Raw genomic sequence first — 24,719 nt, forward strand, 5'->3', positions numbered from 1 at the left:
CGAGATATTTGTCATCGGTCGGAAGTCGGGCAAGGCGTATCAACGGGAAGGGCGTGAACCAGAGTTGAGCCAGGAGATACCAAAGCATGTTACCATCCTCGTTTGCAGAGATGAAGGATGATTATACCGGCAACCTGGCTGGATTGGCACGTTATTGGCGGTCAAATGGCTTGTGACGAGGTTTTACAGGGTACGGTCCCAGCAACTCACACTTTCTTCGGTTTTTTTAGCGCTCATCCCAGGTTGCCTGGCCAGTTCGCGTATCGTAGCAGAGGGAGATCTCGCGGCCGTCGCTGTGGGCGAACTGTTTACATAAAACAGAGGGGTGGATCAGGAAGGCGTCGACGATGGCCTCACGATCTTGCTGCCGGCCGGCGAATTTCACCACCAGGTTGTATGTAGCCTGGTCCAGCCGTTGCGGCTCGCCGAACACGGGATCGAGCCAGAGGTAGTCCCGGTCGGGAGAGACGGCCTGGGGCACGACGACAGGCTCGCTCCCGTCCAGGGCCACGGAAAAGGCCACGTCTTCAGGCGACTGCTCCGGCACATCACCGGCGATCGCGGCCGGCGATAGCTCGTCCACGAAAGCCAGGGGCGCCAGGTTATCCACGGTGTCCGGGTCCAGGCCTGTCCAGTTGATGAAGCCCCCGGTGAAACCCATGCCGGCGTCGAAGTTCATGCGTTTCCCAGGCTCGGGCTGCAGGAAGTTGAGGCTTTTCAGCGGCAACGCGGCCTCGTAGATGTAGCCCTTCCCGGTTGGCTGCCAGGCCAGTTCGGCACCAGGCAAAAAGCTCTGTGCCACCCAGTTCCACACCTGGGCTCCCTGCGGTGTCTGGGCCAGGGTCAATTTGACGTCCAGCCGGTCGTGCCGGCCCCGGGTGTCCAGGTAGAGATAGAGCACATCGCCGTGCCAGACCATAGGGCCAATCTCCTCCTGCAGATGTTGGGGATCCTTGACGCTGGCAGCCACATAGAGATTCTCCTCATCCCACATCCAGCGCAGATCGATGGTCTCGGTCTGTGGGCCGGGCCAGGCGGCCGCGCCGCGCAGGACTTGCTCGCGGGTGTTCACGAGCAAGTCCTGCGCGGCATCCCACTCCTCCAGCACGCCGTCGATTGTCACAGGGCCGGGTGCCCGCACCGCCTCGGACACCCTTTCGGGCCTGGGCGCGCCGCGGCGCAGGTGGGAGGCATAGATCAGGTAAAGGTCGTCGTCGGGAATCTTGACAGGCACAGACACAGCGTCGCCTGGCTTCAGGCCAAAATAGCGGTCATTGGAAAAACGGGCCTCGCCGGTCCAGCCTCGGCGACCGTCGGTGGCGTCTCCCGCCACTTTTTCTCCGTTCTCCATTTCAACGATCAGCATTGGCGGGCTCTTGACCGCCTTGAAGTCCAGGTACCGGCCGGCAATGGGGTCTTGATCCATCTGCATCAAAGCGTAGAGTGCCTCGATGGTCGACTCCGCGCCGCTGTTGCGGTTGACGCGAAAGGGCGTAGGGCCATCGATGCCGTCAAAGGTGCGTCCAGTCTCTGGATCATACATCTGGACGCCAGCCATATTGTTGCCCAGGAACCAGGAGGCGGTCAGACCGGCGTACCGGGCATATTGGGGATCCCCCGTGGCCTGGTAGAGCGCCCAGAAGCCGGAGGTCATCACCTCCGCGCCGTAGGCGATCTGACCCCGGCGGTTGGGCAGGGGCAGCATCTCGTTGATCAGGTCGGTGGTCAGCAGGCGCACGAAGAAGGTGTCGGCGGCGCGTTGGGCTGAGTCGATCCAGTCCTGGCGCTCCAGCAACTGACCGGCACGGGCCAGCGCGTGCACCTGGTGGCTGCCCCAGGCATGCCACAGCGCGGTCGAGGTGGTGGTGGAGGGGTGGGCGGCGTAGGGATACTCCCCCGGCCCACCCAATTGATACCTGGCGACGCCGTTGGCCTGATTGGTGAGCAACTGGCGGGTGCGGCTGTTGGGCTCGGTTTGGTAGTACTCGGCCAGGCCCAGCATTGCCAATGACGAAACATCGGAGCCGTTGTTGATCAACCAGGCAGGGATGGCCTCGCCGTGCAACTCCTCGTGGGCGCCAACCGGACCCATCGTATCCCCCAGGGCATCCTCACCCCGCAAGTAAGCGGTCTGCAGGCGGGCCGCGTAATCGGGATCGACCTCTTTGAAGATCCGATAGCCGTTGGCCAGTGCCCACTGGCCGCGCGCCGCCCACCAGCCCGACGACTTGTAGCTGGTGCGCCCATCTTCGTTGATCGTGCCATCGCGGTCAAAAACGAAGTTGTAGTATTGGCCGTCGTCGGCCTGGAGCCGCATGACGAAGTTCAGAGCTGCTCGAGCCAGCTCCAACGCTTGCCCATCGCCCGTGCGCTCGAAGTATTGCAAATAGACCAGAGCGGCCCGCGCCACATCGTCGACGGCTGCAATGCCCTCGCCGCTGGCGTCCACCCAGCCGTACTCGGGCTCCTCCGAGTAGATGTGCACGATGGCCGCCGGCTCGCCCTGCCACTCGACCAGCTCGGTCAGATGTTGGAGATGGGCCAGGTTGATCAGCCCGTCGCGAAGCTTGGGAACGTGGACCGTATGACCTGGCGTTGGATTGCCGGCTGGTGGCGTAGGTGAGGTTTGCGAGTGGTCCTGGATCGGAGCCGGCAAAGGGGAGGGCACACAGGAACTGCTGGTTACTATCAAGAGCAGAGTGATGTTTACGAGCTGTACAAAGTTTCGCCGGAAGCGGTTCATTTTCATGGCCGGTCTCAGCAGCCCATTGATTGATGCTCTTTCCACCCACTTCAGCGGCGGTTGCGACTGCCGCGTGTATCTCCGGCGGGATTGGGCTCGAGCACAACAGCCTCTCGGGGTGATAGTGCTTGTATTGTGCTTCTCTTGGCCTGGTCGTATTGATCCTTGCGACGCAGCCGCATTCGATAGGGCGCTGCCCAGCGGCCATAGTCGTCGATCTCCTCAATAGTTTCATCGCGCAGGCGACCGGCCTCGTACAGCTTATAAAAATCCTCCGAGAGCAAGTTGTACCTCTCTTCGAAGCGTTGGATTTCTCGGTCCAGGACATGAATGTCTGAAATCAAGTCTCGTAGCTGCATAAGTGCCATATGATCACCTCGTACTCCCAGTTGAGTTACTGCTTATGATTATATTCAAAAACTCTCATCCTGCCAAGCGTATCTTACCCCTTCACCGCCCCCACCGTCAGCCCCTCGATGAAGTAGCGTTGGGCCAGGAAAAAGATGACGAGGATGGGCGCGGCCATGACCACCGACATGGCCATCATGTAATGCCACTTGGGTGCCTCGTTGGAAATCGATCCCTGGAAGAACTTCATGGCCACCACCAGCGGGAACTTGAGGGTGGTGTTCAGGTAGATCAACGGTCCCTCGAAGTTGTTCCAGTTGCCCTGGAAGATGAGCACGCCCAGGGCCAGCAGTGCAGGGCGGGCCAGAGGCAGCATGATGCGGCTGTAGACCTGGAAGGTATTGGCGCCGTCGATAATGGCCGCCTCCTCCATCTCACGGGGAATCGTGAGTAAATACTGGCGCATGAAGAAGATGGCCCAGGCGCCGCCCCCAAACCAAATCCGCACCGTCAACGGGTCGAAGGTGTCGATCAGATCGAGGTTTCGCCAGATCAGAAATGTCGGGATCAGGGTGATGATCGACGGCAGCATCATGGTGGCCAGCATGATAATGAACAGGATGTTGCGGCCGGGAAAACGAAAGCGGGCAAATCCGTAGGCCACCACTGAAACGGCGATCAACTCAGCGGTCATGGCCAGCAGGGTGATGAAAAGGGTGTTGAAGAGGATCCTCCAGAAGGTCAGGCCCGGTGCAATGCTGCTTAGCGCTGCAAAGGCATCGCCGTAGTTCTGCCACATGATGGGATCGGGTATCCACTGGATGGGCCAGGCGAAAAGCTGCTGTTCGCTCTTGAGCGAGGTGGAAATCATGTAGAAGAGTGGAACGAAGACAAACAGGGAGAAGAGAATCAGCAGCGCATAGGTGATGATATTCGTCACCGTGCGCCTGGCGCTTACCCCAAATCTCGGTTTGTCCACACTGACAGGTGTTGTTGTCACGCAATCTACCTACCTTCGTTCGCCTTCATAGTAGACCCAAGCGGCCGAGGATTTGAAAACAAGCAAGGTTATCAACAGAATAAGGATTAACTGGAACCAGGCGATGGCTGAGGCGTAGCCCATGTGCCGGAACTGGAAGGCCTCCCGATAGATCAACACATTGAGAAAGGTGCCGGCCCGCCGCGGAATCTCGATGAAAAAGGCCTGGGTGAAGATCTGCAGCGAGGCGATAATGCCGGTGATCACAACGTAGAACAGCGTCGGGCTGAGCATGGGAATGGTCACGTAGCGCAACTTCTGGCCCTGGTTGGCGCCGTCCAGGTCCGCGACATCGTACAGGTGCCTGGGGACGTTCTTGAGGCCGGCCAGCAGGATGATCGTGTTGGCACCGAAGACACCCCACATGCCCATGATGACGAAGGAGGGCAGCACCAGGTCGGGGTCGGTGAACCAGGCCAATGGCTCCATGTCCAGCGCAGCGTAGATTGGGCTCAGCAAGAAGTTGATAAGGCCCGAGGAGGGGCTGAGCATCCAGCGCCAGAGCAAGGCCACCGCAACTACGGGCAGTACGGCCGGCAGGTAGTAGATGGTGCGCCAGACGCCGATGCCCTTGATGTCCCGGTTGAGGATCAATGCAACGCCCAGCGCGCCGAGGGTGCCCAGAGGCACGTTGAACAACGAGTAGAGAATCGTCAGTCGCAGCGAAAGCCAGAACTGCTTGTCCCCTGTGAACATCTTGACGTAGTTGTCGGTGCCAATCCACTGGGCCGGCTGCAGGATGTTGTATTGGGTGAAACTGAGATAGAGGGAGCGTGCGAAGGGGTAGAGGATCCAGATGCCAAGCCCCAACAACCAGGGCAGAACCAGTGCATAGCCGGTTGCCGTTTCGCGCTTGACGCCGAACGCCACCAGGGCACGGTTTAAAAGCACCATGCTCAGACCGATTGCTGCTCCGACCAGAATCCAGTGCAGCAGGGTTGAGCCGTACGCGTCCCAGAAGGATAGTTCGATCATCGGGTGGGGGTTGCCCGTAGGGGCGGGATAACCCCGCCCCTACACCAAATGTTTTGTTACGGCAGCATTTCCTCCAGCAACGGACGGATTTCAGGCGCCAGCTCTTCGGCAGTGCCCTCGCCGTGGAAGAGCAGGTCCATGAAATCGCCCCAGAAGATGGTGTCCCACTCCTGGTGGCGCGGGATGATGTTGAAAGCCCGCATGGATGGCACGGCCGCGGCGATGGCCTCGGCGTTGGCTTCCTTGCGCGGCTCGGATGCGGTGATGCCCTCGGCAGTGGCCAGCGACTTGCGAGGGGCCACGATCTTCCAGTGGTGGATGCCGTCGGTCAGCCTGGCCAGTGCTTCGTAGGTAATCTCCGGGTACTCGGTGTCGGCCGCGACCACAGTGGATGCTGTCCAGGCGAAGGTGGGGCGACCGGCAGGGCCGGCGGGCACAGCCACCACGCCCACGTCCAGGCCCTCGACGCGGTCCAGGTCGTCGGCGGCTCCGCCCATGAACATGGCCACCTTGCCGGCCTTGAACATCTCGCCAAAGCCCTGTTCCTGGATCACCGCTTCGGGCGGCGCGTGCACGTCGTCGTAGATCATGTTGGCGTAGAAGTCGAGGCCGGCGATGGCCTCGGGGGAGTCGACGGGGCTTTCGGAGAGATCATCAGAGATAATCTCGCCGCCGGCCTGCCAGATGAACATCTGGGGTGGCGGCCAGCCTGTGAGGGTGAAGCCCCACTGGTCGTTGGAACCATCGCCGTCGGTGTCCTGGGTGAGGGCTTCGGAAGCAGCCAGGAAGTTGTCCCAGGTCCAGTCGAGGGTTGGGTAATCGACTCCTGCCTCGTCGAACAAGGCCCTGTTGAAGAACATGACGACCGGCTGGGCGATCCATGGCAGGCCGTAGTACTGGCCCTTGAAGCGGGCGGTCTTGAGGATATCGTCGAAGTAGTCGTCCAGATCGGCGGCCGGGTTTTGATCGTCGGCTTCCAGGTAGTCGGTGACGTCCAGCAGCCCGCCCTGGTCGGCCAATCCGGCGATCCATTCCTGGGAGAGCCAGAAGAGGTCGGCTGAGGTGCCGCCGGCCAGAGAGGTCTGGATCTTGGTGTAGTAGTCGTCGGGGGCAGGCTCGTGTACGATCTGATAGGTGGTGGCTTCGGCATTGACCGCGTTGATCACTTCCTGTAGCTCGGACGATTCCTCGACCCCTGCCCAGGTGGCGATGCGAACTGTCACTTTCTCGGCCGGTTCCTCCGGCGCCAGCGCGGCTGCGCCCCCTTCGGGCAGCATTTCCTCCAGCAACGGACGGATTTCAGGCGCCAGCTCTTCGGCAGTGCCCTCGCCGTGGAAGAGTGGGTCCATGAAGTCGCCCCAGAAGATGGTGTCCCACTCCTGGTGGCGCGGGATGATGTTGAAAGCCCGCATGGATGGCACGGCCGCGGCGATGGCCTCGGCGTTGGCTTCCTTGCGCGGCTCGGATGCGGTGATGCCCTCGGCAGTGGCCAGCGACTTGCGAGGGGCCACGATCTTCCAGTGGTGGATGCCGTCGGTCAGCCTGGCCAGTGCTTCGTAGGTAATCTCCGGGTACTCGGTGTCGGCCGCGACCACAGTGGATGCTGTCCAGGCGAAGGTGGGGCGACCGGCAGGGCCGGCGGGCACAGCCACCACGCCCACGTCCAGGCCCTCGACGCGGTCCAGGTCGTCGGCGGCTCCGCCCATGAACATGGCCACCTTGCCGGCCTTGAACATCTCGCCAAAGCCCTGTTCCTGGATCACCGCTTCGGGCGGCGCGTGCACGTCGTCGTAGATCATGTTGGCGTAGAAGTCGAGGCCGGCGATGGCCTCGGGGGAGTCGACGGGGCTTTCGGAGAGATCATCAGAGATAATCTCGCCGCCGGCCTGCCAGATGAACATCTGGGGTGGCGGCCAGCCTGTGAGGGTGAAGCCCCACTGGTCGTTGGAACCATCGCCGTCGGTGTCCTGGGTGAGGGCTTCGGAAGCAGCCAGGAAGTTGTCCCAGGTCCAGTCGAGGGTTGGGTAATCGACTCCTGCCTCGTCGAACAAGGCCCTGTTGAAGAACATGACGACCGGCTGGGCGATCCATGGCAGGCCGTAGTACTGGCCCTTGAAGCGGGCGGTCTTGAGGATATCGTCGAAGTAGTCGTCCAGATCGGCGGCCGGGTTTTGATCGTCGGCTTCCAGGTAGTCGGTGACGTCCAGCAGCCCGCCCTGGTCGGCCAATCCGGCGATCCATTCCTGGGAGAGCCAGAAGAGGTCGGCTGAGGTGCCGCCGGCCAGAGAGGTCTGGATCTTGGTGTAGTAGTCGTCGGGGGCAGGCTCGTGTACGATCTGGAAGTGATCCACAGAGGCGTTGACTTCCTCGATCACCTCCTGCAATTCTGCCGACTCGTCGACTCCGGCCCAGGTGGCGATGCGAACGGTTACTGTTTCGGCAGGCGCCGGTTTCTCGGCCTCCGGCTGCGGGGCCGGTGCAGGGGTGGATGCTGGTACTGCACATGCGGCAGCCACCATGCTGATGATGAGAAGAAGGGCCAGTAAATGCCAGATGCGGGGTTTCATTACTTAGTGCCTCCTTTGGTCGTCTATGACCATGAGTCAATTTTTTCCGATCAACGGTGGTGACGCTTTCGTCCTCCTTTCATGGCGTGCGTGAATTCTCAGGATTTGCGGAGAATCGGTTTGCTGGTGAGCGAATAGCGTTTGCCTTCTTCATCCTGGGTGACGGGCATGACGTCTATTGCAGTGATATACTGTTACTGCCTGTCTTTGCGGTAGTAATCCACCATTACGGCCAGGATGATGACCGTTCCGATTGCGGCTGGCTGCCAGTAAGCGGGGAAGCCCAGCAGGTTTAGACCGTTGCGAATGACACCCATGATAAGGGCGCCTATGAGCGTACCCAGAATGGTGCCCTCACCTCCAAAGAGGCTGGTGCCGCCGATCACGACCGCTGCAATGATATCCAGTTCCCAACCCGTAGCGGCGGTAGGCGCTGCTACCCCGAGCTTGGCCGTGTTGATCAAACCAGCCAGAGCAGCAAACATCGCACACGCGATGTACACCAACATCTTGATGCGGTTGGGATTGACACCCGAGACGCGGACAGCCTCCTCGTTGCCACCTACTGCATAGATATGGCGCCCAGTCACGGTCTTGCTGAGGAAAAGGGAGGTCAGGATTGCCAGCACAAGCATGATAATAATCGGCAACGGGATTTCCAGGCCGAGTATGCTCAGGTTCGCCTGGCCGATCTGCTTGAACTCCTCGGGCAGGCCGCGAATTGGCCAACCCCGGCTACCGCCAAACGTGACGCCCCGGGCGATGCTCATGGTACCCAGGGTCGCGATGAAAGGTGGCAATCGAAACCGCGTGATGAGACCGCCGTTGATAACGCCGATGACAAGCCCGGCCAGCAGACCGCCCAACACACCGATCAACACCAGCAGACCCACCGGTAGGGTCTCAGCAAGGGGAGGCCAGGTCAAAAGCCAGGCAGTTGCAAAGCCTGCCAGTGCCATCATCGAGCCCACCGACAGGTCGATGCCGGCGGTCAGGATGACCATCGTCTCACCGAAAGCGGCGATCGCTATCCAGGAAACAAAGAGCACCACGGTGGTGATGTTGCGCGTGGACCAGAATGTGTCGGTGGCGATCGCAAGGAACGCGCAAATAATTACCAGGATCATGAATACGCCGAACTCCTGGCGCGCTACCAGATGTCGGAAGAATCCTGGCGACTCCTGAGCCGGGTCTGGCGATGTGGCTGCCGTCCGCTGGGTCATAGGTTGCTGCTCCTGGATCCGTTTGCTGGCCCCCGGTGAGGAAGGTGTACTTCACTCTTTTACCAGGTTTGGTCCAAGGGCTTATCTGGTCTGACACCCGCGTTTCTGGTGCGGCCCGTCAGGGGCGCATCGACTTGCTTACCTTATCGAAGCAACGGGGTGTGTTCAACACCGGTTAGAGAGACTGGACCAGTTTCCCGGAAGGCTCATTTTTTATCTGGGCACGTCTGTGCGGAAGAGCACCATCAGAACTATGCACAAGAACTGGTCCAGTCTACCATCCTTAACTATGTTTGAACACACCTGCTGTCACTTGATCCACTACTGGCACAGCGGTGGTAGTTCGATGGTGAAGTCCTGCTTCTCCCACATTTCGGCCATGACATCGACGTTGCACTCGTCGACCAGGTCCATACCCGAGTTTGTGAAGCCATCATACTCGACGCCCTCGACGATCTTGTCGTAGATCATCTGGACGGTGTCGTAGCCCCAGCCCCAGTACTTCTGGCCGACCAGGCCCTGGACATAGCCATCTTTCAGGTAGTCCAGCTCGAGGGGCAGGGTGTCGAAGACGATGGTCTTCATCTCGCCGCCCTGGGCAGCCTCATCCCAGAGGGGCATGGAGCCGCGGTCGGCGAAGAGGGGCCAGAGGCCCACGAAGAACCAGCCGTCCAGGTCGGGATAGGCCTGCATGGTCTCCTCGACCACCTGGACACCCAGGTTAATGTCGTCGTTGGAGACGGCGGTGGCAACGATCTCGATGCCGGGGTAGTCGGCAACATAGTCCTTGAAGCCGCGGATGCGTTCCTCCAGGTTGAAGGCGCCGGGCACGCCGGTCAGCAGGGCGACCTGGCCCTCCTCACCCATGACGTTAACCAGCATCTCGCCGGCTGCCAGACCACCTTCGTAGTTGTCGACGCCCAGGTAGGTGAAGCGCTCACTGTCGGGCGAGTCGCTGTCCCAGGTCATCACCTCGATGCCCAGGTCCACTGCGTCGTTGATGGGATCGATGCAGCCGTCGGGATCATTACAGGAGACGCCGATGGCATCCACACCCTTGGTGACTGCATCGGCCATGATAGCGGCCTGTTCCGTCATGTCGGAGGCCACGGAGCCCATGTAGTCGACTACGACCTTGTAGGGGCCTGCATCGGTCAGCTCAGCTGCTTTGGTCCGGGCACCTACCTCGCCGATCTCGAAGACGGGGTTGTTGAGCGCCTTGGGGATCCAGGCGATGACGATCGTGCCATCCTCCAGGGCTGCATGCATCTCCCCTTCCGGCACGGCAGCTTCGCCCTCACTACATAGCGGTGGTAGTTCGATGGTGAAGTCCTGCTTCTCCCACATTTCGGCCATGACATCGACGTTGCACTCGTCGACCAGGTCCATACCCGAGTTTGTGAAGCCATCATACTCGACGCCCTCGACGATCTTGTCGTAGATCATCTGGACGGTGTCGTAGCCCCAGCCCCAGTACTTCTGGCCGACCAGGCCCTGGACATAGCCATCTTTCAGGTAGTCCAGCTCGAGGGGCAGGGTGTCGAAGACGATGGTCTTCATCTCGCCGCCCTGGGCAGCCTCATCCCAGAGGGGCATGGAGCCGCGGTCGGCGAAGAGGGGCCAGAGGCCCACGAAGAACCAGCCGTCCAGGTCGGGATAGGCCTGCATGGTCTCCTCGACCACCTGGACACCCAGGTTAATGTCGTCGTTGGAGACGGCGGTGGCAACGATCTCGATGCCGGGGTAGTCGGCAACATAGTCCTTGAAGCCGCGGATGCGTTCCTCCAGGTTGAAGGCGCCGGGCACGCCGGTCAGCAGGGCGACCTGGCCCTCCTCACCCATGACGTTAACCAGCATCTCGCCGGCTGCCAGACCACCTTCGTAGTTGTCGACGCCCAGGTAGGTGAAGCGCTCGCTGTCGGGCGAGTCGCTGTCCCAGGTCATCACCTCGATGCCCAGGTCCACTGCGTCGTTGATGGGATCGATGCAGCCGTCGGGATCGTTACAGGAGACGCCGATGGCATCCACACCCTTGGTGACCGCATCGGCCATGACAGCAGCCTGTTCCGTCATGTCGGAGGCCACGGAGCCCATGTAGTCGACTACGACCTTGTAGGGGCCTGCTTCGGTCAGCTCGGCGGCCTTGGCCTTGGCACCTACCTCGCCGATCTCGAAGACGGGGTTGTTGAGCGCCTTGGGGATCCAGGCGATGGTGATCGTGCCATCCTCCAGAGCTGCATGCATCGCTTCATCCGGAGCCTCCGCTTCGGCGGGTGGCTCCGCGGGGACCGGAGCGGCGGGCACTGCACAGGCGGCCAGCACCATGCTGGCCAACAGAACGAGCGTGAGCAACAGGGTAATCTTCTTCATGGTAAGACTCCTCCTTGAGACTTGTTCCATGTCTCCCGGTGGGTAGGGCACCCAACCAGGAATGGTTTGAGATACTGCACGATGGGTTGCATCGCGGCCGGTAAAACCTTTCAGCGAAATAGGGCTCAATGGGGGCAATGGAGTCGCTGATCGTAAAATCGCTGTGCCTTAACCACCTCCTCGCGTAAAGAATGAAGTTCAGTTTTTCCGGAGCGTGACCTGCCCAGCGATTATCTTTCGGGCACAGGCTGACCTTCGTTGAGGTCGTCACGGGCGCCAATCATGTAAGCGACCAGCTCCTCGCGGAAGGTGTGAATATCGCCCTGTACCGGTAGATCGCCGACCTTGCGACCGTGGCGCATGATCATGACCCGGTCGCCGACCCGGAAGAGGTCCTCCAGCCGGTGGCTGATGACGATAATGGAAGCACCCTCCCCCTTGAGCTGTCCAATCAGGTCAACTACCTTGTCGATAGCGGCCACACTCAGGGCGGCCGTGGGCTCGTCCATAATGATGACCTTGGCGTCGAACGCGGTGGCGCGGCCAATGGCTACCGCCTGCCGCTGGCCACCGGAGAGGTTTTCCACCTTCAGCCGCACCGAGGGGATGTCAATGCGCAGCCGGTCAATCAGCGCGCGCGCTTCGTTCTCCATGCCTCGCTGGTTCATGAACCGCAGGGGACCCAGCTGCCAGCGTACCATCTCGCGGCCCAGAAAGACGTTGCTGGCCACGTCCAGGTTATTGGCCAACATAAAATCCTGGTAAACCATCTCGATGCCCATATGGCGGGAGTCCTCGGGGCTCTTGATGTCGGCCAGCTGGCTATCGATGAAGATCTCGCCCTCGTCGGGAATATAGGCCCCACTTAACACCTTCATCAAGGTCGACTTGCCGGCCGCGTTGTCGCCGACCAGCCCCAGGATCTCGTTGCGATGCAGCGTCAAGTCAACCCCTCGAAGCGCGCGCACGGCGCCAAAGCTCTTGTAGATGTTTTTCATCTCAACGATGGGCTGGGAATCCGCCATGGAGCTACTCCCGTCTCGAATTATGGCAGTAATGCAGCGTATGGACCGGCCGGCGCTGATGGATTGTTCGCTGGGTGCCGATAGATGCCAGGTTGTCGGCATGGTCCGAACCGAGAACGAGCGGAAGGCTGGAGTGGGAGTCGTTGGTCCGCTGGTCCGGGATGATGGGGACAGGCCGACGGCCATGTTGAACTGCGCGGCAAAGAGCAGTGCGTAGGTCCAAAAAATTGTAGCACAGAGAGTCACCCTTGTCAACAGGAGGGGCGAAAAACGCTTGACAAAGCATGCCTTTTTTGTTATACTTTTCGCAAACGATTGCGCAAACGATTGCTACCGTCGACTACGGAGGTGGATCATCGCGACAATGCGGGATGTAGCGGAGCGCGCCGGCGTCTCCGTGACATCGGTTTCCCACGTGATCAACGAGACCCGACCTGTCAGCATCGAGCTGAGGGAACGGGTGCTGGAGGCTATGCGCGAGTTGGGCTACCATCCCAATCGCCTGGCTCGCAGCTTGCGTAGCGGCAAGACCCACACCGTCGGTATCATTGTCCCCGACAACGCCAATCCTTTCTTCGCTGAGATTGTCCGTGGCATCGAAGACACCAGCTTCGAGCACGGATATAGCCTCATCCTCTGCAATTCCGACGCTGATCTGGGCAAAGAAGAATACTATATCGGGGTGCTTACCGAGAAACAGGTTGACGGTATCCTCTTCATGGCTGCCGGCGCCAGCACCGATCATATTCAAAGCCTCCTGGAACGGCACGTCCCCGTGGTGGTGGTGGATCGCGAAGTACCGGGTGTGACCGTCGATACGGTCCTGGCGGATAATGCTCGAGGCGGCTGGTTGGCTACCCGTCATCTGATCGAAATCGGCCACCGGCGCATTGGGTGTATTTCGGCCCCTGTCAATTTGACCCTTAGCGCGGAGCGTGTGGACGGTTATCGCCAGGCCCTGCAGGAAGCAGGCATTCCAATCGACGAGGCCCTGATCGTGCCTGGAAACTTCAACCTCGGCGGCGGTTACCGGGCGACGCAGCAATTGCTGGCCTTGGGCGAACCTCCAACCGCCCTGTTTTCGGGTAACGATCTAATGGCCGTCGGCGCTATCTGCGCAGCCTGCGAGGCAGGGCGCCACGTGCCTGTCGACCTGTCAGTGGTGGGATTCGACGACATCCCTTTGGCGCTCTATACCAATCCCCCTCTTACAACCATCAGGCAGCCCAACTACAATATGGGTGTAGCTGCCGCTACCATGCTTCTGGAACGGGTGCGCGACCCGGAATTGCCGCCGCGGCGCATAATGCTGCAAATAGAACTACAGATCCGTCGTTCGACCTCTCCTGTGGTCCCGTCGCCGACAGATGAACCGTAAATCTCGTCAGAAGGTCCTCACATGACGAATCTCTTGAAAATGCAAGGTATCAGCAAAGCCTTTTTCGGTGTGCCTGTCCTGAAGAATATCGATTTCGACCTCGACCGGGGTGAAGTTCATGTCCTACTCGGCGAAAACGGCGCCGGTAAGTCGACGCTCATGAAGATTCTGTCTGGCGCCTACGAAACGGATGCCGGATCGGTTGTTCTCGATAGCGAGACCCTTGATCTCAATAACTACCATCCCGTGACCGCCGAGGCACTGGGCATCGTTACGATCTACCAGCACTTCCATCTGATCCCTCACCTGAGCGTGGCTGAAAACCTGGCCATGCCCCTTTTTACCAGCGAACGCGGTTTGATTCGCTGGCGGGAAGTGGACGCCCACGCCCGGGCCGTGCTGGAACGGATCCACTACGACATTGATCCCAAGGCCAAGGTGAAGGACCTTCCCGTTTCGCAGAAGCAAATGCTCGAGATTGCCATCGCGCTCTCCAAAAACGCCAAGGTCATCGTCATGGATGAGCCGACTGCCGCGCTCAGCCGTAACGAGACCGATATCCTGTTCGATGCTATAGCCGAGATCAAGGCGCGCGGGATCGGTATCATCTACATCTCCCACAAGCTGGAAGAAGTGAAACAGGTTGGCGACCGCATCACGGTTTTGCGGGACGGGGAAAAGATCACGACGGTTTCTGCCGAGGATGCCGATCTGGATGAGATCGTTGGACTGATGATCGGCAAAGAGTTGACCCGAAGCCACGAGGGGAGGGATGTCTCCTATGACGGCGACCTCCTCAATGTTACAGATATACAAAGCGTGTTTTTGCTGAGCCCGGCAAACTTTTCTGTTCGCAAGCGAGAGATCCTGGGGATCACAGGCCTTGTCGGTGCTGGAAAAACCGAACTCGCCCGAGCTCTCTTCGGTGCGGACAAACTGGTCGGAGGATCTTTGGTCCTGAACGGCGATACGGTGGTGATTGATTCGCCGGAGACGGCGGTTGGGTCGGGTATCGGCTACCTGCCCGAGGACAGGGATGCTGATGGGCTGTGTCTCAACTTGAGCGTCAAGCAGAACGTCTCCATGGTTCTGCTTACCAAGCTGAGAGGTATCCTGTTCAACAGAAATTCGGAGACAGATATCGCGACCCGCGTAGTCAGGTCCATGGATATCAAGACTTCCGGATTGTCCCAGGAAGTGAAGTATCTGAGTGGTGGCAACAAACAAAAGGTGGTTCTCGGGAAGTGGCTGTCGGCGGATTGTAATCTGCTGATCCTGGACGAGCCGACTATCGGCATCGATGTTGGCGCCCGCGGCGAGATATATTCTCTGATACGTGAGTTTGTGGACGAAGCCGAGGATCGAGCGGTGATCTTCATTTCCAGTGACATGACGGAGGTCATTGACGTGACTGACCGCATTCTGGTTATGGCCGATGGCAACCTGGTCGCCGAGCTCGATCCGAAACAGACGTCCAAGCAGGAGATCATGCATAATAGCGTGCAGGCCCAAAGGGTAGTGGAGTAAAAAACCATATGGATCAATTTGCGAGCGAGCGATCGAGCGTTTCAGCTGGCATTCGCGGCCTTTCCCGAAATCAGGGAGTCTCGATGCTGGTTATCCTGGCAATTATGTGGCTGGTGCTCGGGCTGCTGTCGCCCTATTTTTTCACGCGCGACAATATCATGGAAATCACTCTGCAAACGGCTGTCATCGCGATTATCGCTGCCGGTGAGACCTTTGTGATTATCTCCGCGGGCATCGACCTATCCGTCGGCGCACTGTTCGCCGCTTCAGCTGTGGTGGGCGGTCTTGTGCTGGAAGCCACCGGAAGCCTTCCTCTCTCCCTGGCTGCCACCATTGCCTTCGGGTCCTTGCTCGGCCTGACCAATGGGATTCTCATTACGAAGCTCTGGGTGCCCCCCTTTATCGCCACCCTGGGCATGATGGGCGTGGCCCGCGGTTTGGCGCTCATTCTGTCGGATGGTATTCCTATCTATGGGCTACCCGATGTGTACAAGTTCATCGGACAGGGAAAGTTTTTTGATCTTATCCCCGTGCCCACGGTGATCATGGTCGTGGTGTTTATCGTGGGCTTCATCATTGCCAACTACACGCGTTTCGGCCGTTTCGTCTATGCCATTGGCAGCAACGCCGAAGCCGCACGCCTGTCCGGCATCAAGGTTGCCAGGGTTACGATCGGCGTCTACGTGATCTGTGGTCTGCTCACGGGGTTGGCATCCATCATTGAGGCTGGGCGGTTGGGGATTATTCAGCCTGCTGGCGGCAACGGCTACGAGCTACTGGCCATCGGGGCCGTGGTTATTGGCGGTACAAGCCTGTTTGGCGGCGAAGGAAGTATCATCGCCACACTCATCGGCGCCATCATCATGACAACCATTCGCAACGGGCTGAATATCCTCGGCGTAAATTCGTTCTGGCAGTACGTGGTGACCGGCGCAATTATTATTGCCGCCATCGCGATCGACCAGTATCGGCGACGGCGGTAAGATCAAGGAGGTGAAACCGGTAAGGAAACAGGCTACGACGGAGAGATTTCGAGTTGAGCTCAATGCTCTTGCTGTTCGATAAGGAGTAAAATAATGTTTAAGAAGCTAGGTCAGATTCTGGCAGTCCTGATGGTTTTCGCACTGCTAACCGGATGCGTAGCACCCGCAGCACCGGTGCAACAACCGGTCGCCGATCAGGTGCCGGCTGAGGAACCGGCGGCGGACGAGTCCGCTGCAGAGCCGGAAGACAAGGGCGAGATCGTCTTCATTCCGAAGTCGACCTCAGCCACCTTCTACCTGTTCCTGGTGAAGGGTGCCCAGGATAAGGCCAATGAACTTGGCTACACCGTCGACTATTTGGGTCCAGCCACAGAAGCTGACATTGCCGCACAGGTTGACCTTGTCCGGAACGTTACAAAGAAGAAGCCGGCCGGAATCCTTCTGGCCGCACTCGACTCGGAAGCCCTGATCCCAGCTGTTGAAGAAGCGATGGCAGCCGGCGTGCCGGTCGCCATGGCCGATTCGGGAATAAACAGTGATTCTCCATTGGCCAGCATTATCACTGATCAGTACGAAGGCGGCTGGATGGCCGGTGAGGAGATGGCCAGGTTGCTCGGTGAAAAAGGTCTCGTGTCCAACCTGGGCATCCAGGCGGGCTCGGTGAGCGCTGGCCGCAGCGTTGGCTTCGCAGAGGCCATCGCTCAGTATCCGGAAATGAGCGTTCTGGAAACTCAGTGGACGGATGCTGATGCAGTCAAGTCCCTGAACATCGCTACCGACCAGCTCACCGCCAATCCCGATCTGGTAGGATTCTTCTCGGCTGCGGCACCAATCGCGGCTGGTATTGCTCAGGCTGCCAAGGCCAAAGGCGTGGACAAGGAATTGAAGATCATCACATTCGATCCCAGTCCCGAGATTCTACCGCTCTTCGATGATGGCACGATCCAAGCCATTATCGCGCAGGATCCCTATCAGATGGGCTATGAGGGCGTGGCAGCAATCCACGCGTTCATCAACGGCGAGACGATCGAAAACCCAAGCGTCGAGTTGGCGCCGGTGCTCATTACCCCTGAAAATGTCGATTCTGACGTAGTGCAGGCACTTCTGCAGACGCCGGACAAGTTCGAGAAGTAAGCGAGCGCTGATATCCATTAGCTGATGCGGTGAATCCAAACCCTGTCAGCTACCGTATCGACGGTAGGTCCCCTCCCTTCCCCAGGCCTGGGGGAGGGAGGGGATTCCGTGCCGATGGCTGGAGATCATTTCATCGGGAAAATGCTGCGGCGCCCACGGCCAGCCGCAGCGGTAGGAAGCTGAGATGAACACGTTAAACATAGGCCTTATCGGAACCGGCTTTATGGGCCGGACTCATTCCAATGCGCTTGGCCAGGTAAACAAATTCTTCAATCATCGAATTCGGCCTGTCCAAAAGGCGGTATGCGCCAGGGACGCCGAGAGGGCCGCCGCTTTTGCCGAGAACTGGGGCTGGCAGGATGTCGAAACCGATTGGCGGGATATCGTCGCGCGGAGCGATATCGACATTATCGATATCTGCACGCCCAACAATACCCACTTTGACATCGCAATGGCGGCTGCGGAGTCAGGAAAGATCATCATCTGCGAGAAGCCGCTGGCGATGAATGCCCAGGAAGCATTGGCGATGACGGAAGCTGTGGAGAAAAGCGGGAGACCATCCATGGTTTCCTTCAATTACCGCCGCATTCCAGCTATTGCCCTGGCCAAACAATTCCTTGATGAAGGCCGTCTGGGTCGGATCTTTCACTATCGCGCCAAATATCTGCAGGATTGGACCATCAGCCCGGATCTTCCCCAGGGGGGTAATACGCTCTGGAGACTGGACGCACGGGCTGCCGGCAGCGGCGTTACAGGGGATCTGCTGGCCCACTCGATCGACCTGGCTCTTTGGTTGGCCGGCCCGATCCGGGAGGTCACGGCTATGACCGAGACGTTTATCAAAGAACGCCGACTTCAGGACGATCCGGAGACGGTAATGCCAGTGGAGATCGACGATGCCTGCGCGTTTCTGGCTCGCTTCGGGAACGGCGCTTTGGGAACCTTCGAGTCTACACGGTACGCCCGTGGCCGAAAGAACCAGAATACTTTCGAGATCAACGGCGAGAAGGGATCGATCGCATTTGACCTGGAAAACGCCCACGTGATCGAGTACTATGATCATGCTGACGACTCCCTGTCGCGCGGCTTCCGCACCGTACAGGTATGGGACAGCGATCATCCCTATATGAAACACTGGTGGGTTCCGGGCTGCGTCATCGGCTATGAGCACACCTTCATCCATCAGGCGTCGGACTTTCTGTACGGCATCGAGCGAGGCGAAAAGCTGGTGCCTGATTTCCGCGATGGCTACGAGGTCCAGCTGGTCATCGATGCTGTTCTTGCCTCAGCCCGCACCGGGACCTGGCACCAGATGAAATAGACAGAAGAGCTTTTGTGTAGAAAAGGGAGGAAAATATGACACAGCAGATTCTCGAGCAGGGCGGAGACATACTGCGGCTGGCGCCCACCTGGGTTCCGCGGGAGTTTTGTATACCCGGCCGGCGCATCAAACTGCATCCCCGCGACTACTACGCGTTCGGCGCCGATCGCGGCGGGATCGACGAGCGTTGGTTCTCGTCCACCACCAGGGCCGACAATGGCCCGCTGACCACAGCCGATGAGGGCCTGAGCTACGTCCTCTTCGGCGACGTCGACAAGCCCGACAGGGTGCTCTTCAAGGACGTGGTGGCCGACCTGGGCGCCAGACTGCTGGGCGATGCGATGTGGGATGCCCACGGAGCCTGGCCGATCTATTCCAAGTTCTTCGACAACAAGGGTCCATTGCCCCATCACATGCACCAGATGGAGGAACACGCGGCCAACGTAGGCCAGCAACCCAAGCCGGAAGCCTATTTTTTCCCTCCCCAACTCAACAACTACGGTGCCGATTTCCCCCACACGTTCTTTGGCCTGGAGTCGGGCACAAAAAAAGAGGATGTTATTCGCTGCCTGGAGGTATGGAACCAGGGTGACAACCGCATCACCGATCTGTCCAGGGCCTATCGCCTGGACGTAGGCACAGGCTGGTACGTGCCGCCGGGGGTTTTGCATGCACCTGGCAGCCTCTGCACCTACGAGCCGCAGTGGGCCAGCGACGTTTTCGGTATGTTTGAGTCGATGACCAATGAGATGCCCGTGAGCTGGGATCTGTTGGTGAAGGACGTGCCCGAAGGCAGGAAGCAGGACCTGGATTACATCGTCTCGATGCTGGATTGGCAAGCCAATCATACTCCGGATTTCAAGGCGACCTACTTCCGGCCGCCAAAGCCAGTCAAGGTATTGGAGGAGATGACCGAGCAGGGTTATATCGAGAACTGGATCACCTACGGCAATGATTATTTCGCAGCCAAGGAGTTGACCGTGTTGCCGGGCCGCACGGTGAGCATTCGTGATGCCGGTCCCTACGGCCTGATTGTTCTGCAGGGGCATGGCTCTATGGGCGAGTGGGCAATCGAGTCACCGGCCCTGATTCGCTTCGGGCAACTGACTCACGACGAGTTCTTCGTGTCCTGTGCCGCGGCACAGGAAGGTGTAATAATCCACAACCCCAGCGAGTCCGATCCCATCGTGATGCTCAAACACTTCGGACCGAATCCCGAGGCGCCGTAGGCATTCCTGGTCAAACGCCTGCGGTGAGCGAAGTCGAACCGTCGATAACGCGCTCATCGAAACGTTGCGGGGCCACAATTGCCCCCTGCCGCCCCTGAAGCAATGGCGGTTTTCAAGACAGGGGTTTGAAGGTGGCCAAACGAGCGGCGATGATGCTGGCAAACTCCTGGTCTCTATCAGGAATCACTTTAGTACACTGCGGGCTAAATAACTATGCAGTTACCAAGGTCCCTCACCAGAGGTAGAGACGGTCCTTAACCGCATGTTTATCTACGCCAAGCTGTACTAGCTAGCTCTTGCACCGCCTAGCTCTCGCACCGCCTAGCTCTCGCACCGCCTGCTGGCGTGCTGGCGTGCTGGCGTGCTGACGTGCTGATGAGGCGTGGGTTCCGGCGCAGGTGTTAACAACTGACAATTGACAATTAGAGTGTGCTATATGCTATAATTGAGATGGAGCGATGGCAACCAGTTCTGCCGACACCACCCAGAGATGGCCGCATGATCGTTAGCCTGAACTGAGATGGCAGGTCATACATGAAACACATCGAAACTGAAATCCTGGTGATCGGCGGCGGGGCGACCGGCACCGGCGTTGCGTGGGACGCGGCCCTGCGCGGGTTCAAGACAGTGCTGGTCGAGAAACGGGACTTGACGCATGGCACTACCGGGCGCTATCATGGCCTGTTGCACAGCGGCGGGCGTTACGTGGTCAAAGACCCGCAGAGTGCCCGCGAGTGCATCGCTGAAAACAGGATATTAAGGAGAACACACACCCACTGCCTGGAAGAAACAGGCGGTTTTTTTGTGGTCACGCCCGAAGACGAGGGCGATTTCCCCGATCGTTTTGTGGCTGCCTGCGCCGAAACAGGTGTACCATGCAATGAGATCACCGTGGCCGAGGCGCTGCGGCGCGAACCGCTGCTCAATCCTCGCGTCAGCCGTGTCTTTGAGGTGCCGGACGGCGCTGCCGACAGCTTTCTGGCAACCCATGCCACAGCACAGGCGGCGCGCATTGCCGGTGCAGAATTATTTCTGTATCACGAGGTTGTCGGGTTGCTCGTCGAGGGCGGAGAGGGTGAATGCCGCGTGGCAGGGGCACGCGTGCGGGACGTGGCCAACGGGGAAGACGTTGAAATCCACGCGGCGATGACGATCAGCGCTACCGGGGCATGGGCGGGGCAACTGGCAAAGATGGCCGGCATTGAGGTCGAAATAATCCCGGGTAAAGGCACGATGGTGGCCATGAATCATCGTCTCGTCAATACCGTGCTCAACCGCTGCAAGATGCCCGCCGATGGCGATATTCTCGTGCCCATCCATACCGTTTCGGTGATCGGCACCACCGACGTGCGCGTCACCGACCCCGAACACTTGCGCATCGAACCCTGGGAAGTGCAGTTCATGCTGGACGAGGGGGACAAACTGGTGCCCGGCCTGAGCAAGGCGCGGGTGGTGCGGGCCTGGGCGGGTGTGCGTCCCCTCTATCAAGAAGGCTACACCGGAGCCAGCCGCGAGGCCACCCGCCAATTTACGCTGCTCGACCATAGAGAACGAGACGGCGTGGCCGGGCTGCTCACCATCACCGGCGGCAAATGGACGACCTTCCGCCTGATGGCCGAGAAAACCGTCGATAAGGCGGTCGGGCATCTGGGTGAGCTCAAAGGGTGCATTACTGCCAACACGCCCGTGCCCGGCGTCGAGCAGGGATTTTACTGGCTTGGCCATCGCCTGCACGAGGTGGAGGCAGCGCGCCTGCAGGGACAACTGGTCTGCGAATGCGAGCTGGTCACCCGCTCGATGCTGGAGAACGCCGCCCGCAACAACCCGACCGTGACCCTGGACGACCTGCGGCGCGACGTGCGGCTGGGCATGGGGCCCTGCCAGGGTGGATTCTGCACCTATCGGGCTGTGGGGATTCTGCATGAAATCGGTGATCAGAGGTCAGAGATCGGCGCTGTGGATTGGAATGTGGCTTTTCTGCAGTCTCCCGCATATAACCAGGATGATGAAGCGGGAAACCGCCATTTACCATTGACAATTGACAATTCACCATTGGCAATCAGTAGCCCCAACCTGCTGCTGCGCGACTTCCTGCAGGAACGCTGGAAAGGTGTCACACCCATTTTGTGGGGCCGGCAACTGAAGCAGGAACGCCTGGATGAGCTCATCTACCTCAGCCTGATGAATGCCGACCACCTGCCCGACGATGGCGGCAGCAGTCCACTCAGCGAGTTCTATAACTTCGACACGACGCCCAACGAGAACATGGACATTCCCGAATGATCGACTTACTCGTCATCGGCGAGGGCCTGTCGGGGCTGATGGCCGCTTACCACGCCGCCAGGGCTGGTTTGAGCGTGCGTGTCATCGGCAAGGGCCTGGGTGCGCTGCACTGGGATGCCGGCACCATCGATCTGCTTGGTTATTTGCCCGGCGCCCACGACTCCCTTCGCTGCCCCATGAAACAACTCGGTTTGCTTGATCCAGCACATCCCTACCATCTGCTGGGCGAAGCGACTCTGGCCGCCGCCCTTGCGCAATTCGTCGCGCTGACCGCCGAACTGGGGTTGCCCTACAGCCCCGCCGTTGTCGCTGGCGAAAACAGCTTGCTTTCCTCACCCCTGGGCGCAGCCCGGCCGGTGTTTCTGGCCCCCGCTGCTCAGCAGGGCGGCGATCTCGGCAGTTCCGCCCCGATGGTGGTCGTTGGCTTCAAGGGCCTGCGTGATTTCTACCCTGCCCTCATCGCTGAAAACCTGAATAAACTGGGCTACCCGGCTCGTGCTGCCTTTCTGCCATACCAGTTGCTCAGCGGCCGCCGAGACGCCAACACTGTGCATTTGGCCCATGAACTGGACGCCCCCGCACGCCGGGCAAAGCTGGCGGCGGCGTTAAAAAAATTGCTTGAGCCGGGTGAGCGGATTGGCTTGCCGGCCATTTTGGGCATAGATGATCACCCCGCTGCGCTCGTCCATCTCGAACAGATCGTGCAGGCTCCGATCTTCGAGATTCCCACCTTGCCGCCCAGCGTGCCGGGCATACGCCTGGTCAAGTCGCTGCGGCAGCATTTGCTACAACTTGGCGTGCGCGTCGAGGCAGGCATGGAAGCGATAGGTTTCGAGACCAACGGAGGCAACAACATCCAGTGGGTCGAGACCGAGACCAGCGCCCGTCCTCTCAAGCATCGAGCAAAAAGCTATTTGCTGGCGACCGGCGGCATTCTCGGTGGCGGTTTCGACAGCGATCACACGGGACGGGTATGGGAGGTGGTTTTCGATCTGCCGCTCACCATCCCGCAGCAACGTAGCCACTGGTTTCGACCGCAATTCCTGGAGGCCACCGGCCAGCCTGTCTTCCGCGGTGGCGTGCCGGTCAATCGACGATTTCAGCCGGTCCGACCCTCGGGTGAGCCTGTCTATGCCAATCTGTGGGCTGCGGGCGGTACGTTGGCCGGCGCTGATCCCATCCGCGAGCGCAGCCTGACCGGGATCGCCGTGGCCACCGGTTTCGCGGCTGCTCAACAGATCGCTACCAGTCACGCGCTCACGTAACACGCATCACAAACCACGTCCTATGTTCACAGAATCCTGGCTATCCGTCGGCCCCTCGCTCGACGACTGCATCAAATGCAATATCTGCAGCAGTTACTGTCCCGTGGCGGCCGTCACCGACCTGTTCCCCGGTCCGAAATATGTAGGCCCACAGGCGCAGCGCTTTCGGGAAAACGGCCAGCCGCACTCCCCTGACCACTCGGTTGATTACTGCTCCGGTTGCCGCGTGTGCAACGAGGTTTGCCCCACCGGCGTCAAAATCGCCGAGCTGAACGCCCGTGCGCGCGCCCAAATCGTCGCTGACCAGGGCATTTCGTTACGGAACCGTTTGTTGGGCCGCAATGAACTGTTGGGCAAGGTGGGCAGCATCGCGCCGTCGCTGGCGAATTTCGGGCTGCATAACCCTGTCAGCCGGGTGTTGGCAGATAAAGTCATGGGCATCGCCAAAGAGGCGCCGTTGCCTCATTGGAGCAGGAACGGCACCTTTGGGTCCTGGATAAAACGCACGGGGGATCAACGTCTCAGGTCGGATAGAAAGGTCGTGTACTACCACGGCTGCGCGACAATGTACTACGAACCCTTCATTGGCAAGGCGGCGGTGGCAGTGCTCGAACATAATGGTTTCGAGGTGATTGTGCCGCCGCAGAATTGCTGCGGGTTGCCGATGCTTAGCAACGGCGAGTTCAAGGCCGCCAGAAATTACCATGAGGGCAACATCCAAAAACTGACCGGGTATGCGCGTGAGGGGCTCGCCATCGTCGGCACCAGCACCAGCTGCACGTTGACGCTGAAGGAGGAGGCGCCTGAACTGCTGGATATGCACAGCGAAGAAGCCAATACGCTGAAAATGGCCGTGTGGGATATCTTTGAATGGCTGAGGGAACTGTACCAGGCCGGCGAGCTACGCAGCGACTTTCATAGAATCGATATGGTATTGCCCTATCATGCGCCCTGCCAGTACCGTGCTCACCGCGTTGGCAAACCGGCGATGGAGATACTGATGCTCATTCCCGGGATCGATCTGCGGGAGAGTCACGCACGTTGCTGTGGCATCGCCGGCACCTATGGCTATAAGGTCGAGAAGTATCAGATCGGCATGGATGTGGGGGAGGAGTTATTCGGGTTTGTGCGGGAACAAGGCGATGCAGTTGAGATGACTGCCTGCGACTCGGAAACTTGCCGCTGGCAGTTGGAACATGGCACCGGTCTTCCCAGCCGTCATCCCATCGAAATCCTGGCGGCCGCCTACGGGCTATACGATCTGGAGGCGCGGGCGCTGGTAGGCAGCTAATCGCCTGCGATTCCATGT

General features: G+C 59.4%; 19 protein-coding genes. 10 read left to right on the plus strand and 9 right to left on the minus strand.

What is annotated here, in order from left to right; all coding sequences use genetic code 11:
* Positions 1-226 precede the first annotated feature (226 nt).
* The 9 genes from U9R25_01935 to U9R25_01975 all read right to left on the minus strand — a co-directional run bounded on the left by U9R25_01935 (position 227) and on the right by U9R25_01975 (position 12,290).
* On the minus strand, positions 227-2,317 hold the full coding sequence (locus tag U9R25_01935) for a sugar-binding protein (protein ID MEA3334638.1): 2,091 nt from the start codon (positions 2,315-2,317) through the stop codon (positions 227-229).
* The gene (locus U9R25_01940) at positions 2,271-2,849 is read right to left on the minus strand and encodes a toxin-antitoxin system HicB family antitoxin (protein ID MEA3334639.1); all 579 of its coding nucleotides are present in this window, start codon (positions 2,847-2,849) and stop codon (positions 2,271-2,273) included. Before U9R25_01940 ends, U9R25_01935 begins: the two co-directional genes overlap by 47 nt.
* Positions 2,794-3,111: a hypothetical protein gene (locus U9R25_01945; GenBank protein ID MEA3334640.1), complete on the minus strand. Its 318-nt coding sequence runs from the start codon at positions 3,109-3,111 to the stop codon at positions 2,794-2,796. The genes U9R25_01940 and U9R25_01945 overlap by 56 nt, the downstream gene beginning before the upstream one ends.
* Before the next feature lie 74 nt (positions 3,112-3,185).
* The gene (locus U9R25_01950) at positions 3,186-4,091 is read right to left on the minus strand and encodes a carbohydrate ABC transporter permease (protein ID MEA3334641.1); all 906 of its coding nucleotides are present in this window, start codon (positions 4,089-4,091) and stop codon (positions 3,186-3,188) included.
* Positions 4,092-4,100: 9 nt separating this feature from the next.
* Positions 4,101-5,105 (minus strand): sugar ABC transporter permease, encoded by a 1,005-nt coding sequence (locus tag U9R25_01955; GenBank protein MEA3334642.1) that lies wholly within the window; start codon positions 5,103-5,105, stop codon positions 4,101-4,103.
* A 56-nt stretch (positions 5,106-5,161) separates the two neighbouring features.
* On the minus strand, positions 5,162-7,672 hold the full coding sequence (locus U9R25_01960; protein ID MEA3334643.1) for a sugar ABC transporter substrate-binding protein: 2,511 nt from the start codon (positions 7,670-7,672) through the stop codon (positions 5,162-5,164).
* A gap of 194 nt (positions 7,673-7,866) precedes the next feature.
* Positions 7,867-8,895 (minus strand): ABC transporter permease, encoded by a 1,029-nt coding sequence (locus U9R25_01965; GenBank protein ID MEA3334644.1) that lies wholly within the window; start codon positions 8,893-8,895, stop codon positions 7,867-7,869.
* A 321-nt stretch (positions 8,896-9,216) separates the two neighbouring features.
* The gene (locus U9R25_01970) at positions 9,217-11,265 is read right to left on the minus strand and encodes a sugar-binding protein (GenBank protein ID MEA3334645.1); all 2,049 of its coding nucleotides are present in this window, start codon (positions 11,263-11,265) and stop codon (positions 9,217-9,219) included.
* 230 nt (positions 11,266-11,495) lie between these two features.
* Positions 11,496-12,290, minus strand: coding sequence for an ATP-binding cassette domain-containing protein (locus U9R25_01975; GenBank protein ID MEA3334646.1), 795 nt, complete (start codon positions 12,288-12,290; stop codon positions 11,496-11,498).
* Here U9R25_01975 and U9R25_01980 point away from each other — a divergent pair.
* The 10 genes from U9R25_01980 to U9R25_02025 all read left to right on the plus strand — a co-directional run bounded on the left by U9R25_01980 (position 12,289) and on the right by U9R25_02025 (position 24,701).
* Positions 12,289-12,507 carry a hypothetical protein gene (locus U9R25_01980; protein MEA3334647.1) on the plus strand — a complete coding sequence of 73 codons (219 nt, stop codon included), beginning with the start codon at positions 12,289-12,291 and terminating at the stop codon, positions 12,505-12,507. The genes U9R25_01975 and U9R25_01980 overlap by 2 nt on opposite strands.
* Positions 12,508-12,654: 147 nt before the next feature.
* Complete coding sequence (locus tag U9R25_01985) at positions 12,655-13,668, plus strand: LacI family DNA-binding transcriptional regulator (GenBank protein ID MEA3334648.1); 1,014 nt, start codon at positions 12,655-12,657, stop codon at positions 13,666-13,668.
* Positions 13,669-13,689: 21 nt separating this feature from the next.
* A complete protein-coding gene (locus U9R25_01990; GenBank protein MEA3334649.1) occupies positions 13,690-15,195 on the plus strand; it encodes a sugar ABC transporter ATP-binding protein in 1,506 nt (501 codons plus the stop codon).
* Between the two features lie 8 nt (positions 15,196-15,203).
* On the plus strand, positions 15,204-16,178 hold the full coding sequence (locus U9R25_01995) for an ABC transporter permease (GenBank protein MEA3334650.1): 975 nt from the start codon (positions 15,204-15,206) through the stop codon (positions 16,176-16,178).
* A gap of 93 nt (positions 16,179-16,271) precedes the next feature.
* Positions 16,272-17,312: a substrate-binding domain-containing protein gene (locus U9R25_02000; protein MEA3334651.1), complete on the plus strand. Its 1,041-nt coding sequence runs from the start codon at positions 16,272-16,274 to the stop codon at positions 17,310-17,312.
* A 184-nt stretch (positions 17,313-17,496) separates the two neighbouring features.
* Positions 17,497-18,633 carry a Gfo/Idh/MocA family oxidoreductase gene (locus U9R25_02005; protein ID MEA3334652.1) on the plus strand — a complete coding sequence of 379 codons (1,137 nt, stop codon included), beginning with the start codon at positions 17,497-17,499 and terminating at the stop codon, positions 18,631-18,633.
* Between the two features lie 35 nt (positions 18,634-18,668).
* Positions 18,669-19,862, plus strand: coding sequence for a hypothetical protein (locus U9R25_02010; GenBank protein ID MEA3334653.1), 1,194 nt, complete (start codon positions 18,669-18,671; stop codon positions 19,860-19,862).
* A 534-nt stretch (positions 19,863-20,396) separates the two neighbouring features.
* Positions 20,397-22,145, plus strand: coding sequence for an anaerobic glycerol-3-phosphate dehydrogenase subunit GlpA (glpA, locus tag U9R25_02015; GenBank protein MEA3334654.1), 1,749 nt, complete (start codon positions 20,397-20,399; stop codon positions 22,143-22,145).
* Complete coding sequence (glpB, locus tag U9R25_02020) at positions 22,142-23,410, plus strand: glycerol-3-phosphate dehydrogenase subunit GlpB (GenBank protein ID MEA3334655.1); 1,269 nt, start codon at positions 22,142-22,144, stop codon at positions 23,408-23,410. The genes glpA and glpB overlap by 4 nt, the downstream gene beginning before the upstream one ends.
* Positions 23,411-23,432: 22 nt before the next feature.
* A complete protein-coding gene (locus tag U9R25_02025) occupies positions 23,433-24,701 on the plus strand; it encodes an anaerobic glycerol-3-phosphate dehydrogenase subunit C (GenBank protein ID MEA3334656.1) in 1,269 nt (422 codons plus the stop codon).
* The last annotated feature ends 18 nt before the right edge of the window (positions 24,702-24,719 follow it).

This window comes from Chloroflexota bacterium (genome assembly GCA_034717495.1).
Lineage (GTDB): Bacteria > Chloroflexota > Anaerolineae > JAAEKA01 > JAAEKA01 > JAYELL01.